We start from the raw sequence: 14,892 nt of genomic DNA on the forward strand, positions 1-14,892 counted from the left end.
TTGCGGTAGAGCACCGCGCCCGCCAGGAGCGCCCCGGCGCCCACCGGGATGGCCAGGCCGATCGGCAGGTCGCTGCCGGTGCGGGCGAGCTGCGCGCTGCCCAGGGGCTGGGTCACGGTCTGGGTGCCGGGGTGGTTGCCGTGGCCGCCCGGAGCTCCGGGGGCGTGCGGAGTGCCCGGGGTGCCGGGCGGACCGGGCACCTCAGGGCTTCCCGGGTGCCCGGGGCTGCCCGGCTGTTCCGGCGATCCGGGCGGCGTCTGGGAGCCGCCGGGCGGGGTGTGGTGCCCGCCGGAGCCGTAGCCGCAGTCGTTGCCCATGGCGGGGTTCCCGATGCCGATGACATCGACGCTGTTCCCGCAGACGTTCACGGGGGCGTCGATCGGCACCTCGACGTGGTTGCCCGACCCCACGCCGGGCGAGCCACCGGTGTGACCGCCGGCGTGCGAGCCCCCGGAGCCACCGGAGCCGCCGTGCCCGCCGTGACCTCCCGAGCCCCTGGATCCGCCGTGCCCGCCATGGCCGCCGTGCCCCTGGCCGCCGTGGCTCCCGTGTCCTCCGTACCCACCCGAGTCGCCGTAGCCGCCCGAGTCTCCGTACCCGCCCGAGTCGCCGTGGCCGCCGGGCGATCCGTGGCCTCCGCCCCTGCTTCCGCCCTTGTTGCCGCAGCTGTTGCCCATCGCCGGGTTGAGGACCCCGACGACGTCCACGGTGTTGCCGCAGGCGTTCACCGGCGCGTGCACCGGCGCGGAGACCGTGTTGCCCGACAGCACGCCGGGCGAGTTCGCGCTCGATCCGCTCGCGCCCGAGTCCGCGTGGGCGGCGCCTCCCGCGGCGGCGATCACGCCCGTCGCGGCGGCCACTGTCATCAGGCCCTTACGGGTGACTTGTCGCATGTACTGATTCCCTGCCTTCGACCTTGTCTCGAAATACCGCTGCCAAGCGGTTCTTTTCTTTTCGAAAAGGCCGGTCGGCCCCGGAGCGCATGGCGTGCACTCCGGGGCCGACGGGCTCAGCCCTGTTTAACTGAGGGCGAGGCACAACGTCACTTGTTGATGCACGTGTTGCCGAAGGCGGGGTTCAGCAGACCGATCACGGAAACCGTGTTGCCGCAGACGTTCACCGGGACGTGCACGGGAACCTGGACGACGTTGCCGGACAGCACGCCCGGGGAGCCCACGGCGGCACCCTGCGCACCCGCATCGGCGACGGCAAGGCCCGCGCCCGCCAGAACCAGGCCACCAGTGGCAGCCGCAGCGGCGACGACCTTCTTGATCATTATTCCTCCTTGTTGGCAATGCGATCCCAAGCAGCGGATCGCATCACCTGTAACGAGGAGGGAGTAATGGGGATACGAGCTTATGAGCGCATTCACTCTTCCCGGACGATCTCGCACGCCCGGCCGAATATCCGCGTCAACAGCGGAATGGCCGCCCCGACACCCGTCATCAGCTCGCGTCGATAAAGCGGTCCAGCACCCGCACACCGAACTTCAGCCCGTCCACCGGCACCCGCTCGTCCACGCCGTGGAACATGCCCGCGAAGTCCAGCTCCGGCGGGAGCTTGAGCGGCGCGAAGCCGAAGCCGCGGATGCCGAGCTCGTCGAAGGACTTGGCGTCGGTGCCGCCGGAGAGCATGTAGGGGATCGCCTTGGCGGCCGGGTCCTCGGCGACCAGCGCGGACTGCATGGCGTCCACGAGGGCGCCGTCGAAGGTGGTCTCCACGGCCTTGTCGGAGTGCACGTCCTCGCGCCGGACCTTGGGGCCGAGGATCTTGTCGAGGTCGGCGAGGAACTCCTCCTCGTGGCCGGGCAGGAAGCGCCCGTCGACATGTGCGGTGGCCTCGCCGGGGATGACGTTGACCTTGTAGCCGGCGCCGAGCTGGGTGGGGTTGGCGGTGTTGCTGAGGGTCGCGCCGATGAGCTTGGCGATACCGCCGAGCCGGGCGAGGGTGCCCTCCATGTCCTCCGGGTCCAGCTCGGTGCCGAGCGCGTCGCCGAGTTCGTCCAGGAAGGCCCGGGTGGTCTTGGTGACCCGGACCGGGAACTTGTGCCGGCCCAGTCGGGCGACCGCCTCGGACAGTTCGGTGATGGCGTTGTCCCGGTGGATCATCGAACCGTGTCCTGCGGTGCCGGCCACGGTCAGCTTCATCCAGTGCATGCCCTTCTCGGCCGTCTGGATCAGGTAGAGCCGGCGCTGCTCGTTCACCGTGAAGGAGAAGCCGCCGACCTCGCTGATCGCCTCGGTGACGCCCTCGAAGAGCTCGGGGTGGTGGTCGACGAGGTGCCGGGCGCCGAACGTGCCGCCCGCCTCCTCGTCGGCGAGGAAGGCGAGGACGATGTCCCGGGGCGGCCTGCGCCCGCTGCGCAGCCGGTCGCGGACGACCGCCAGGGTCATCGCGTCCATGTCCTTCATGTCGACGGCGCCCCGCCCCCACACGCACCCGTCCGCGACCTCGCCGGAGAACGGGTGGTGGGTCCAGTCCTGCGCGTTGGCGGGTACGACGTCCAGGTGGCCGTGGATCAGCAGCGCGGGCCGGGACGGGTCCTCGCCGGCGATCCGGGCCACGGTGGAGGCGCGTCCCGGGTGCGACTCGAAGATCTGCGGGTCGAGGCCCACCTCGGCGAGCTTCTCCGCGACCCACTCGGCCGCCTTGCGCTCGCCCGGCCCTGAGTGGTCGCCGTAGTTGCTGGTGTCGATCCGGATCAGCTCGCGGCAGAGGTCCACGACCTCGTCCTCGCCGGTGACGCCCCTGGCCGTGTCCGTGTCGCTCACGCTGTTCCTCCCGCTGTCACTGCTGGTGGTTCCCCACATCCTCTCCCCGCGCCCCGGTCCGTCCCAAGACGGGGCCCGGCCCGTCACACGCCGTTCACGTGGGGCCCCGGGCCGGGGCCGGGGGTGATCGGGGCGGGTCCGGAGCTGGTCCGGGGGGTGATCGGGGCCCCTCGAAAGCCTGGTAATGTTTCCTTCGTCGCCGCGGGGAGAACCCCGCACGACAGACACCTTGTCCGGGTGGCGGAATGGCAGACGCGCTAGCTTGAGGTGCTAGTGCCCTTTATCGGGCGTGGGGGTTCAAGTCCCCCCTCGGACACCAGCCGAATCCCCTCGGCCGCTCAGGCGGCCGGGGGGATTCGTCGTATTCGCCCTTGTGTTCGCTGTATGTGGGGCATCTCTCGCTCGCTGTAAAGATCACCAGGTCAGAGGGTGTACGTCAGCCGCGCCAGGCACCCGTACGGCCGTCCCGAGTCGCCGTTTCGATGGCGCGAACCTAGCGTCGTACTAAAATTTCCGGCTTGTTACGAGCTGGAGCCGGACAACCCCAGGCAGACCTGCGGGCCCGCCAGCGCCCCGGAGGTCTCCGGGATCGAGACGCGAGGACCGATGGCAGCCATACACGAGAGCAGTGCTCTCGGCCTGCTCAACGAAGAGCTCAGCGCAGAGATCCGCGAAGAGTTCGGCGACACCGCCCGCTTCTCCGGGGGCCCCGCCGCCTCCCCCCGCACCCTCGTCGACGTGCTCGACGCGTCGGTGCGGTCCTACCCCGACGAGCTCGCCCTGGACGACGGGACGACCCGGCTCAGCTACCGCGCCCTCGCCGCCGAGGTGGAGCGGCTGCGCCGCAGGCTCGCCGCCTCCGGGGTCGGGCTCGGCGACCGGGTGGGCGTCCGGGTGCCGTCCGGCACCACCGACCTGTACGTGGCGATTCTCGCCGTCCTCGCCGCGGGTGCCGCCTACGTCCCCGTCGACGCCGAGGACCCCGACGAGCGGGCCGAGCTGGTGTTCGGGGAGGCCGGGGTGCGGGCCGTGGTCGGCGCCGGGCACGAGCTGACCGTCCACGGTCGCGCCGACGTCCCCGCGGCCCGGCCCGGCATCGAGCACGACGCCTGGATCATCTTCACCTCCGGCTCCACCGGGAAGCCCAAGGGCGTCGCGGTGAGTCACCGCAGCGCGGCCGCCTTCGTGGACGCCGAGGCCGCGCTCTTCCTCACCGAGGACCCCATCGGTCCCGGTGACCGGGTCATGGCGGGGCTGTCGGTCGCCTTCGACGCCTCCTGCGAGGAGATGTGGCTGGCCTGGCGCTACGGCGCCTGTCTGGTGCCGGTGCCGCGCTCGCAGGTCAGGAGCGGCGCTGACCTCGGGCCCTGGCTGGTGGAGCAGGAGATCACGGTCGTCTCGACGGTGCCGACGCTCGCCGCGCTGTGGGAGCCCGAGACCCTCAACGACGTACGGCTGCTGATCTTCGGCGGTGAGGCCTGCCCGCCCGAGCTGGTGCAGCGGCTGGTCACCGAGGGGCGTGAGGTGTGGAACACCTACGGGCCGACGGAGGCGACCGTGGTGGCCTGTGCCTCGCTCATGTCCGGCGAGGAGCCCGTCCGGATCGGGCTGCCGCTGGACGGCTGGGAGCTGGCCGTCGTGGACGAGGCCGGGGAGCCCGTGCCGATGGGCGCGAGCGGCCAGCTGGTGATCGGCGGGGTCGGGCTCGCCCGGTACCTGGACGCCGAGAAGGACGCGGAGAAGTACGCGCCACTGACGTCGCTGGGCTGGGAGCGGGCGTACCGCAGCGGTGACCTGGTGAAGGCGGAGCCCGAGGGGCTGGTCTTCCTCGGGCGGGCCGACGAGCAGATCAAGCTCGGTGGCCGGCGGATCGAGCTCGGTGAGGTCGACGCGGCGCTCCAGGCCCTGCCCGGGGTCGCGGGAGCGGCCGCCGCCGTGCGCACCGCCCGCAGCGGCAACCAGCTCCTGGTCGGGTACGTCGTCACGCAGGACGGCTGGGACCACACGGCCGCCGTGGAGAAGCTGCGGGCCGAACTGCCCGCCGCCCTGGTGCCGTTGCTGGCCCCGGTCGAGGACCTGCCGACCCGGACCTCCGGCAAGGTGGACCGCAACGCGCTGCCCTGGCCGCTGGAGGGGCTGGAAACGGCCGTGAAGGCCGAGGAGTTGTACGGCACCGAGGCCTGGCTCGCGGAGCAGTGGGCCGAGGTCCTCGGCATTCCGGTCGGCAGTGCCCGCGACGACTTCTTCGCGATCGGCGGTTCCAGCCTGGCCGCCGCCCAGTTGACCACCCGGCTGCGCACCCGCTACCCGAGCGCGGCCGTGCTCGACATCTACCAGCAGCCCACGCTGCGGAAGTTGGCCCGGCGCCTGGAGGAGTCCGTCCAGGACGACGGGGCCGCACGGGTGATCTCGCCCGTACCGGTCACGGCACGGATGGTCCAACTCCTGGTCCTGATTCCTCTGTTCACGCTGATGGGCCTGCGGTGGATGGTGCCGCTGGCCGCGCTCGGCAATGTCCTGCCGTACTCCTGGCTGCCGAACGCCTCCTGGTGGCTGGTGGGGGCCGGGGGCCTGCTGCTCTTCAGCCCGCCCGGGCGGCTCGCGCTGGCGGCCGGTGGGGCGCGGCTGCTGCTGCGCGGTGTCCGGCCGGGCCGCCACCCGCGCGGGGGCAGCGTCCACCTGCGGCTGTGGACGGCCGAGCGGCTCGCCGAGTTCACCGGCGCGACCTCGCTGACCGGCGCGTGGCTGGAGCGGTACGCGCGGGCGCTGGGCGCCAGGATCGGCCAGGACGTGGATCTGCACTCGCTGCCTCCGGTCACCGGCATGCTCAAGCTGGGCCGGGGCGCTGCCGTGGAGTCCGAGGTGGACCTGTCCGGCTGGTGGCTGGACGGCGACCGGCTGGAGATCGGCCAGGTCAAGGTGGGCGCGCACGCCGTCGTCGGCACGCGCAGCATGCTCTTCCCGGGCGCCCGGGTCGGCAAGCGGGCCGAGGTGGCCCCCGGCTCGGCGGTCACCGGGCAGATCCCGACCGGACAGCGCTGGGCGGGCGCACCGGCGGTCAAGCTCGGCAAGGCCAAGCGGAACTGGCCGAAGGAGCGGCCGGTGCGGGGCACGTGGTGGCGGGTGATGTACGGCGTGACGGGCTTCGCGCTCAGCGCCCTGCCGGTGCTCGCGGCCGGGGCGTCCCTGCTCATGGCCCGTGTGCTCGTCGACCCGGCGGACCTGACCGTCTCCGGCGTGGCCCTGGCCCTGGTCCCGGCGACGCTGGCCTTCGGCCTGGCCTACGCGCTGCTGCTGCTCGTCGCCGTACGGCTGCTGAGCCTGGGGCTGCGCGAGGGGACGTATCCGACGCACAGCCGCATCGGGTGGCAGGCCTGGACCGTGACACAGCTGATGGACCGCTCGCGCGAGACGCTGTTCCCGCTGTACGCCGGGCTGGTCACGCCGGTGTGGCTGCGGCTGCTCGGGATGCGGATCGGGCGCGGGGCCGAGGTGTCGACCGTGCTGGCGCTGCCGAGCCTGACCACGGTCGGTGAGGGCGCGTTCCTGGCCGACGACACGCTGACCGCGCCGTACGAGCTGGGGGGCGGCTGGGTGCGGATAGGGCGCGCGGAGATCGGGCGGCGGGCCTTCCTCGGGAACTCGGGGATGACCGCGCCGGGGCGGACCGTGCCGGACGGCGGCCTGGTGGGTGTGCTGTCGGCGACGCCGAAGAAGGCCAAGAAGGGCACGTCGTACCTCGGGCTGCCGCCGGTGAAGCTGCCGCGCAGCGCGGCCGACAGTGATCAGAGCCGGACGTACGAGCCGTCGGCGGGGCTGCTGTGGGCGCGCGGTCTGGTGGAGCTGTGCCGGATCGTGCCGGTGCTCTGCTCGGCGGGGCTGGCCGTGCTGACGGTGGCCGCGCTGTGCCTGCTGGGGCCGTGGGCCTGGCTGCTGGCCGGTGCGGTGCTGCTCGCGGCGGGGGCGGCCGCGGGGCTGGTGTCGATCGTGGCGAAGTGGCTGCTGGTGGGGCGGCACGGCACGGGGGAGCACCCGCTGTGGAGCGGCTTCGTGTGGCGCAACGAGCTCGCGGACACCTTCGTCGAGGTGCTGGCGGTGCCGTGGCTCGCGGGTTCGGTGCCCGGTACGCCGCTGATGACGGCGTGGCTCAGGGGGCTCGGCGCGAAGATCGGCAAGGGCGTCTGGGTGGAGAGCTACTGGCTGCCGGAGACCGATCTGGTGACGCTGGAGGACGCGGCGACGGTCAACCGTGGCTGTGTGCTCCAGACCCACCTCTTCCACGACCGGATCTTGCGGACGGATACTGTTGTTCTCCGTGAGGGCGCCACGCTGGGCCCTGGCGGGATCGTGCTGCCCGGCAGCACGGTCGGGGCCCGCACCACGCTGGGTCCCGCGTCGCTCGTCATGGCCGCGGAGTCCGTCCCGGACGACACCCGCTGGCTCGGCAACCCGATCGAGGCATGGCGTCCCTGAACGCGGGCCACCCGGAGTCGGTGAGCGGTGTACCGGCGGATCCGAGTGGCGACGCGGCGCAGGGAGCGGAAGCGGCAGTGGCAGTTCAGCAGGCGGCGGGTTCGGACCCGTACTTCCCGGACCACGGTGACGCCCGGTACCGGGTGCACCGGTACGAGCTCGCGCTGGACTACCGCCCCGCCCCGAACCGGCTCGCCGGGAGCGCCCGGATCAACGCCATAGCGGGGCGCTCGCCGCTCACCGAGTTCATGCTCAACCTGTCCGACTTCAAGATCGGCCGGGTGCGGGTGGACGGCCGGCAGGCCCACTACACGCACCGCGGCGGGAAGCTGCGGGTCCGGCCCGCGAAGGCGGTGCGGCCGGGGGCCGCGTTCACGGTCGAGGTGCACTGGTCGGGCAACCCCAAGCCGGTGAACAGCCCGTGGGGCGGGCTCGGCTGGGAGGAGCTGGAGGACGGGGCGCTGGTGGCGAGCCAGCCGATCGGGGCGCCGTCCTGGTACCCGTGCAACGACCGGCCCGCGGACAAGGCGTCGTACCAGATCTCGGTCACCACGCCGTCGGCGTACGCGGTGGTGGCGGGCGGCAGGCTGCTGACGCGTACGACCCGCGCCTCCACGACGACGTGGGTGTACGAGCAGGCCGCGCCCACGTCCAGCTATCTCGTCGGGCTGGCGATCGGCAAGTACCAGACGGTGCTGCTCGGCGACCCGGGCCCCGGCGGGGTGCCGCAGCACGGGCACATCCCGGCGCATCTCCTGCCGGAGTTCTCCCGGGACTTCGCGCGGCAGCCGCAGATGATGGACCTGTTCCAGGAGCTGTTCGGGCCGTATCCCTTCGACGAGTACGCGGTGCTCGTCACGGAGGAGGAGCTCGATGTGCCCGTCGAGGCCCAGGGGTTGTCGCTGTTCGGCGCCAACCACGTGGACGGGGCCCGGGGTTCGGAGCGGCTGGTCGCGCACGAGCTGGCCCACCAGTGGTTCGGCAACAGCGTGTCCATCGCGGACTGGCGGCACATCTGGCTGAACGAGGGGTTCGCCAAGTACGCCGAGTGGCTGTGGTCGGAGCGCTCGGGCGGCCGTACGGCCCAGCAACTCGCCGCCGCCGCGCACCGGTTGCTGTCCTCGCTCCCCCAGGACCTGCGGCTCGCGGACCCGGGACGCAAGTCGATGTTCGACGACCGGCTCTACGAGCGGGGCGGACTCACCGTGCACGCGATCCGCTGCGCGATGGGCGACGAGGCGTTCTTCCGGATGCTGCGCGGCTGGGCCGGGCTGCACCGGGGCGGGGCCGTGACCACCTCGACGCTCGCGGCGCATGTGAACCGCTACGCGGACGAGTCCCTGGACGGCCTGTTCAGGGCCTGGGTGCACGGGACGGCCCTGCCCGCGCTGCCGACTCTGGGTCCGGCCCGGCCGGCGCACCCGCCCACCAACACGGGCCCGGTGCAGCCGTGAGCCGCCGCAGCGCACGGCCGCGGCCCGGCTGTCCTTGCGGTCTTCCGGAGCCGTACGACGCCTGCTGCGGGCGTTTCCACCGGGGTGAGGCCGCCGCGCCGACCGCCGAGGCGCTGATGCGGTCGCGGTACTGCGCCTTCGTGAAGCGGGACGAGGGGTATCTGCTGCGGACCTGGCATCCGCGGACCCGGCCGCCGGGCGTGGACTTCGATCCCGGGATGCGGTGGGTCGGTCTGGAGATCCTCGACGGCGCCGACGGCTCGGCCTTCCACACCACCGGCACGGTGACGTTCCGCGCCTCCTTCAAGGGCGGTTCGCTGCATGAGCGCAGCCGGTTCGAGCGGGTCGACGGGGCTTGGGTGTACGTGGACGGCGACTTTCTCGACTAGGGGGCCAGGATGTCCAGTTCCTGAAGCGCGCCCTCCGCGATCTCGCGGGTCAGCGCCTCCGCGTGGCCCGCGTCGCCCGCGCGGATCGCCTCGGCGAGGCGGACGTGCAGGGTGACGGCGGCGGGGTCGGGGTCTTCGAACATGACCTCGTGCCGGGTGCGACCGGTAAGGACCTCGGCGACGACGTCCCCGAGGCGGGCGAACATCTCGTTGCCCGACGCGTTGAGGATCACGCGGTGGAAGGCGATGTCGTGGAAGAGGTAGCCCTCCAGGCGGTGGCCCTTGGAGTTCGCGACCATGCCGAGCGCGCACTCGGTGAGTTCGGCGCACTGCTCGGCGGTCGCGTGCTTGGCGGCCAGGCCCGCCGCCACCGGCTCGATCGCCGAGCGCAGCACGGTCAGTGAGCGCAGCTGCTGGGGGCGGTCGGCACCGGCCAGCCGCCAGCGGATGACCTGGGGGTCGTAGACGTTCCACTCGGCCTTGGGGCGGACCGTGACGCCCACGCGGCGGCGGGACTCGACCAGGTGCATGGACTCCAGGACCCGGACCGCCTCGCGCATCACCGAGCGTGAGACGTCGAAACGCTGTGCCAGTTCGTCGGTGCGCAGAACGCTGCCCGGCGGGTACTCGCCCGCGGTGATCGCGGGGCCGAGGGTTTCCAGTACCTGGCCGTGCAGCCCCCGGCCCGATGTGCTCATGCACTCAGAGTACGGGGCGCGTCACGCCCGGAAAAAGTCAGACTTATTTGTCACAGACTCTTGAATAGTCCTACCTAATGGGTTTCAGTGGCGTCGGCATCAGATGTCGAAGACATGTCGTGGACGACAGCAGACAGTGAGGCAGCGATGAACACCCCCCATGTCGTCGTGGTCATGGGCGTCGCGGGCACCGGGAAGACCACCGTCGGTCCCCTGCTCGCGGCCCGGCTCGGCGTGCCCTACGCCGAGGGCGACGACTTCCACCCGCCCGCCAACATCGCCAAGATGTCGGCCGGCACCCCGCTCACCGACGACGACCGGTGGCCGTGGCTGGACGCCATCGGCTCCTGGGCGCAGGGGCGGGCGGGGCTCGGCGGGGTGGTCAGCTGCTCGGCGCTGAAGCGGTCGTACCGCGACCGGCTGCGGGCCGAGGCGCCCGGGGTCGTCTTCGTGCACCTGGCGGGCGACCGGGCCCTCATCGAGGACCGGATGTCGCACCGGCAGGGCCACTTCATGCCCACCGCGCTGCTGGACTCGCAGTTCGCCACGCTCCAGCCCCTCCAGGAGGACGAGGCCGGGGTCGTGGTGGACGTGTCCGGCAGCCCGGAGGAGATCACCGGGCGGGCCGCGAAGGCGCTCACCGAACTCCCGTAACACTCCCCTTCCGAAGAACACCCCCGTACCTGCAAGGGAACCCCCGTGACCAGACTCAGCGTCGAGATGCTGGCAGCGGACGCACCGGAGCCGATCACCTCGGCCGGTCACGCTCAGCTGGGCATCGCCGTCCTGGTGGGCATCGCCGTCATCGTCGTACTCATCACCAAGTTCAAGTTGCACGCCTTCTTGTCGCTGACCCTGGGCACGCTGGTGCTCGGCGCGGTCGCCGGAGCGCCGCTCGACAAGGTCATCACCAGCTTCACCACCGGTCTCGGCACCACGGTCGCCGGTGTCGGTGTGCTGATCGCGCTCGGCGCGATCCTCGGCAAGATGCTCGCCGACTCGGGCGGGGCCGACCAGATCGTCGACACCATCCTGGAGAAGGCGGGCGGCCGTTCGATGCCGTGGGCGATGGTCCTCATCGCCTCGGTGATCGGTCTGCCGCTGTTCTTCGAGGTCGGTGTGGTGCTGCTGATCCCGGTCGTGCTGATGGTCGCCAAGCGCGGCAACTACTCGCTGATGCGCATCGGCATCCCGGCCCTCGCGGGTCTGTCCGTGATGCACGGCCTGGTGCCGCCGCACCCCGGCCCGCTGGTCGCGATCGACGCGGTCGACGCCAACCTCGGTGTCACGCTCGCGCTCGGTGTCCTGGTCGCCATTCCGACGGTGATCATCGCGGGGCCGGTGTTCTCGCGGTACGCCGCCCGCTGGGTGGACGTGCCGGCACCGGACCGGATGATCCCTCAGCGTGCCTCGGAGGAACTGGAGAAGCGCCCGGGCTTCGGTCCGACGCTCGCCACGATTCTCCTGCCCGTCGTCCTGATGCTGTCCAAGGCACTGGTCGACATAGTCATCGACGACCCCGAGAACCTCACCCAGCGCGTCTTCGACGTCGTCGGCTCCCCGATGATCGCCCTGCTGGCCGCGGTCCTGGTGGGCATCTTCACGCTGCTGCGCCCGGCCGGCTTCGGCAGGGACCGGCTCTCCCCGCTCGTCGAGAAGGGGCTCGCGCCCATCGCCGGCATCCTGCTGATCGTCGGCGCGGGCGGCGGCTTCAAGCAGACCCTGATCGACTCCGGGGTGGGTCAGATGGTCCTGGACATCTCCAAGGACTGGTCGATCCCGGCCCTGCTGCTGGCCTGGCTGATCGCGGTCGCGATCCGGCTCGCCACCGGTTCGGCGACGGTCGCCACGATCTCCGCGGCCGGCCTGGTCGCCCCGCTCGCGGAGGGCATGTCGACCGGGGAGACGGCCCTGCTGGTCCTCGCCATCGGCGCCGGCTCGCTCTTCTTCAGCCATGTCAACGACGCCGGGTTCTGGCTGGTCAAGGAGTACTTCGGCCTGGACGTCCCGCAGACCATCAAGACCTGGTCCCTGATGGAGACGATCATCTCGGTGGTCGCGGGCGGCATCGTGCTGCTGCTCTCCCTGGTCATCTAGCGGTACGACCCCTGCGGCACCCCCTGTCGGCTACGGCCGCCACAGGGGGTGTTCGCTTTCGGCCCACTCCCGGCTCACTTCTCCGGTGCGCAGCCCCCGCCGCGCCTCCGGATCCCCCAGTGCCATCCCGATGTGACCCGCCAGAACGATGCCGATCGTCAGGGCCAGCCAGTCGTGGACGAAGGTCGCGCTGGTGCGCCACTGGATCGGGGTGAGGTGGGTGAACCACATGAGGAGGCCGGTGCCGAGCATGACGAGGGTCGCGCCGGCGATCCAGGCGGCGTAGATCTTCTGGCCCGCGTTGAACTTGCCGGCCGGGCGGGAGGCGCGGCGTTTGTCGCGGCGCAGGGCGGCGCGCAGCCAGACGCGGTCGTGCGGGCCGAAGCGGTTGAGGAAGCCCAGGTCGGCGCGGAAGGCGCGGGAGGCGAGGCCGAGGAGGACCGGTACGGGCAGGGTGAGGCCCGCCCACTCGTGGACGCGGACCACCAGCTCACGGCGGCCGACGAGTTCGGCGAACTGGGGGATGTAAAGGCAGGCGGCGGTGGCCACGCAGATGCCCATCAGGGCGGCCGTGGTGCGGTGCACCCACTTCTGGGAGCGGCCGAAGCGCCGGATCCGGGCCTGGGGCGGGGCGTCAACTCGTAGGTTCATCGTCCCGCCCGTTCGACTTGCCGACCCAGGCGTCCACGTCGTAGCCCCGGTCCTCCCAGTAGCCCGGCTCCACGTCCTCGGTGACGGTGATGCCGGAGAGCCACTTGGCGGACTTGTAGAAGTACATGGGCGCCACGTAGAGGCGGACCGGGCCGCCGTGGGAGTGGCCGATCTCCTTGTCCTGCATGCGCAGGGCGACCAGGACGTCCGGGCGGCGGGCCTGGTCGAGGGTGAGGCTCTCGGAGTACGCCCCGTCGAAGCAGGTGAAGCGGACGGCGCCCGCCTTGGCGGTCACTCCGGCGGCGTCCAGCAGCGCGGAGAGCCGTACGCCTTCGAAGGGCGTGTCCGGGACCCGCCAGCCCGTCACGCACTGCACGTCCTTGACCAGCCTGGTCTGGGGCAGTGCCCGCAGGTCGGCCAGGGTGTAGGTGCGGGGGCGGGAGACCAGGCCGTCGATCTTGAGCTGGTAGTTCGAGGCGTTCTTGTGCGGGACGGACGAGGTCACCGAGTAGTAGCGGAAGCCGCCGCCGTTCGGGAGCAGGCCGGTCAGGCCCGTGGGGTCCTTGTCGGCGGCGCTGCCGAGGAAGGCCTCCAGTCCGCGTTGCAGGGTGGGCGCGGCGACCACGCCGAGGGCGCCCAGGCCGAGGGTGCCGAGGAGGACGCGGCGGCCGATCGGCCTGCCGGGCTGCTCCTCGGGGTGTTCGGAGTTCACGTACCCATTCGAACACCCGCGACCCCGGCGGGACCAGGAATCGCGGGTGCTCGTCAGACTTCCGTAACGAGTTCTCACGGCCCTCTCAGAGTGCTACGACGTCTCCTCGGCCGCCTTCTCCAGCTGGAAGGCCTCGTTGCCGAGCCCGATCCGGGCGTGCGCCTCGGGATTGCGGGCCTTCAGGAGGAGCCCCTGGGCCAGGCCCACCAGCAGGGCGAGGCCGATGATGCCGGGCAGTACCCAGCTCAGCGAGGAGTCCGGGCCCGCGCCGACCAGGACGTCGAAGTCCTTCACCGTGTAGACGGCGATCACCAGCAGGGCGATGCCGGCGAGGGCGGAGGTGACCAGCCGCCAGGCCTGGGCGGCCACGGCGCCGCGCCGCACGAAGAAGACGATCACGGAGGCGGAGGCGGCCGCCATCAGCACGATCACGCCGAGGGAGCCGATGTTGCCGAACCAGGTGAACAGGTGCAGGACCGGCTCGGTCGGGTCGCCGGTGGGCTTGTCGTCGGCGATCGCGAAGACGGCCACGACCACCACGGACACCACGGTCTGGAGCAGCGAACCGGTGGCGGGCGCCCCGCTCGCGCTGTTGGTGCGGCCGAAGGCGGCGGGCAGCAGGCCCTCGCGGCCCATGGCGAAGGCGTAGCGGGCGACGACGTTGTGGAAGCTGAGCAGGGCCGCGAACATGCCGGTCACGAAGAGGAAGTGGAGGACGTCGGTGAAGGTGCCACCGAGCCGGGACTCGGTGAGGCCGAAGAGCAGTCCGGCGCTCTGCTTCTGGGACTCGGCGACGATCGCCGAGGGGCCGGTGGCGACGGTGAGGGCCCAGCTGCTGAGCGCGAAGAACACGGCGACCCCGCTGACGGCCAGGAACATCACGCGCGGTACGAGGATGTGCGGCCGGCTGGTCTCCTCGGCGTACACCGGCGCCTGTTCGAAGCCCGTGAAGGCCGCGATGCAGAAGCACAGAGCGGTGGCCACACCCGCGCCGCTGAGCGTGTCGGGGTTGAAGGCGTGCAGGGACAGGCCCTCGGCCGCCGGGTCGGCGACGGCGGCGATGTCGAAGATGACGACCAGGGCGACTTCGATGATCAGCAGGACGCCGAGCACGCGCGCGTTGACGTCGATCTTCAGCCAGCCGAGCGCGCCGACGACCAGGGCGGCGACCAGGGCCGGTATCCACCAGGCCACCGACAGGTCGGCGTAGGTGGCGAACAGTCCGGAGACCTCGAAGCCGAAGATGCCGTAGATGCCGACCTGGAGGGCGTTGTAGGCGACCAGGGCGACCAGGGCCGCGCTCGCGCCCGCTGTGCCGCCGAGGCCGCGGGAGATGTAGGCGTAGAAGGCGCCCGCGTTGTGGACGTGCCGGCTCATCTCGGCGTAGCCGACGCTGAACAGGACGAGGACGACACCGAGGACGACGAAGAGCAGGGGCTGGCCGACGATCCCCATCACCGCGAATGTGGTGGGCATGACACCAGCGACGACCATGAGGGGCGCGGTCGCCGCGAGGACGGAGAGCAGCAGGCCCCCGGTGCCGAGCCGGCCGGCCCGCAGCGCGCGGTCCTCGCCCTTGAACGTACTGATGCCTGGTCTGCTCGTGCTGGAACTGTCGGTGGTCATGCGGACCGTCCTTCTGGGGTT

At 71.6% G+C, this 14,892-nt stretch carries 12 protein-coding genes and 1 tRNA gene; 6 read left to right on the plus strand and 7 right to left on the minus strand.

The window, feature by feature from the left end:
• The 3 genes from ACFULQ_RS11930 to ACFULQ_RS11940 all read right to left on the minus strand — a co-directional run.
• On the minus strand, window positions 1-893 hold an 893-nt coding region (locus ACFULQ_RS11930), incomplete at its 3' end, for a chaplin (protein ID WP_383541655.1).
• Window positions 894-1,042: 149 nt separating this feature from the next.
• A complete protein-coding gene (gene chpH, locus ACFULQ_RS11935; protein WP_007380902.1) occupies window positions 1,043-1,276 on the minus strand; it encodes a chaplin ChpH in 234 nt (77 codons plus the stop codon).
• A 169-nt stretch (window positions 1,277-1,445) separates the two neighbouring features.
• Window positions 1,446-2,771, minus strand: coding sequence for a M20/M25/M40 family metallo-hydrolase (locus tag ACFULQ_RS11940; protein WP_383541660.1), 1,326 nt, complete (start codon window positions 2,769-2,771; stop codon window positions 1,446-1,448).
• Between the two features lie 231 nt (window positions 2,772-3,002).
• Between ACFULQ_RS11940 and ACFULQ_RS11945 the strand changes: the two genes are divergently transcribed.
• From ACFULQ_RS11945 to ACFULQ_RS11960, 4 genes are all read left to right on the plus strand, one after another.
• A tRNA-Leu gene (locus tag ACFULQ_RS11945) sits at window positions 3,003-3,090 on the plus strand.
• Between the two features lie 287 nt (window positions 3,091-3,377).
• Window positions 3,378-7,244, plus strand: a complete 3,867-nt coding sequence (locus ACFULQ_RS11950) for a Pls/PosA family non-ribosomal peptide synthetase (protein ID WP_383541662.1) — start codon at window positions 3,378-3,380, stop codon at window positions 7,242-7,244.
• Window positions 7,245-7,321: 77 nt separating this feature from the next.
• Complete coding sequence (locus ACFULQ_RS11955) at window positions 7,322-8,698, plus strand: M1 family metallopeptidase (RefSeq protein ID WP_383541665.1); 1,377 nt, start codon at window positions 7,322-7,324, stop codon at window positions 8,696-8,698.
• Window positions 8,695-9,087: a YchJ family protein gene (locus tag ACFULQ_RS11960; protein WP_383541668.1), complete on the plus strand. Its 393-nt coding sequence runs from the start codon at window positions 8,695-8,697 to the stop codon at window positions 9,085-9,087. The genes ACFULQ_RS11955 and ACFULQ_RS11960 overlap by 4 nt, the downstream gene beginning before the upstream one ends.
• Here the strand turns inward: ACFULQ_RS11960 and ACFULQ_RS11965 are convergent.
• Window positions 9,084-9,785 carry a FadR/GntR family transcriptional regulator gene (locus ACFULQ_RS11965; protein ID WP_330267998.1) on the minus strand — a complete coding sequence of 234 codons (702 nt, stop codon included), beginning with the start codon at window positions 9,783-9,785 and terminating at the stop codon, window positions 9,084-9,086. The genes ACFULQ_RS11960 and ACFULQ_RS11965 overlap by 4 nt on opposite strands.
• A gap of 147 nt (window positions 9,786-9,932) precedes the next feature.
• Here ACFULQ_RS11965 and ACFULQ_RS11970 point away from each other — a divergent pair, with 147 nt between their 5' ends.
• Both ACFULQ_RS11970 and ACFULQ_RS11975 read left to right on the plus strand, forming a co-directional pair.
• Window positions 9,933-10,439 carry a gluconokinase gene (locus tag ACFULQ_RS11970; RefSeq protein WP_383541671.1) on the plus strand — a complete coding sequence of 169 codons (507 nt, stop codon included), beginning with the start codon at window positions 9,933-9,935 and terminating at the stop codon, window positions 10,437-10,439.
• A gap of 45 nt (window positions 10,440-10,484) precedes the next feature.
• Window positions 10,485-11,882, plus strand: a complete 1,398-nt coding sequence (locus tag ACFULQ_RS11975) for a GntP family permease (RefSeq protein WP_383541673.1) — start codon at window positions 10,485-10,487, stop codon at window positions 11,880-11,882.
• 30 nt (window positions 11,883-11,912) lie between these two features.
• Here ACFULQ_RS11975 and ACFULQ_RS11980 read toward each other — a convergent pair whose 3' ends face one another.
• From ACFULQ_RS11980 to ACFULQ_RS11990, 3 genes are all read right to left on the minus strand, one after another.
• Window positions 11,913-12,533 (minus strand): cytochrome b/b6 domain-containing protein, encoded by a 621-nt coding sequence (locus tag ACFULQ_RS11980; RefSeq protein ID WP_383541676.1) that lies wholly within the window; start codon window positions 12,531-12,533, stop codon window positions 11,913-11,915.
• A complete protein-coding gene (locus ACFULQ_RS11985) occupies window positions 12,517-13,245 on the minus strand; it encodes a molybdopterin-dependent oxidoreductase (protein ID WP_383541679.1) in 729 nt (242 codons plus the stop codon). Before ACFULQ_RS11985 ends, ACFULQ_RS11980 begins: the two co-directional genes overlap by 17 nt.
• Before the next feature lie 93 nt (window positions 13,246-13,338).
• Window positions 13,339-14,871, minus strand: coding sequence for an APC family permease (locus tag ACFULQ_RS11990; protein ID WP_383541682.1), 1,533 nt, complete (start codon window positions 14,869-14,871; stop codon window positions 13,339-13,341).
• Window positions 14,872-14,892 lie beyond the last annotated feature (21 nt).

Origin of the sequence: Streptomyces sp. NPDC057253, assembly GCF_042669125.1 — a bacterium.
Lineage (GTDB): Bacteria > Actinomycetota > Actinomycetes > Streptomycetales > Streptomycetaceae > Streptomyces.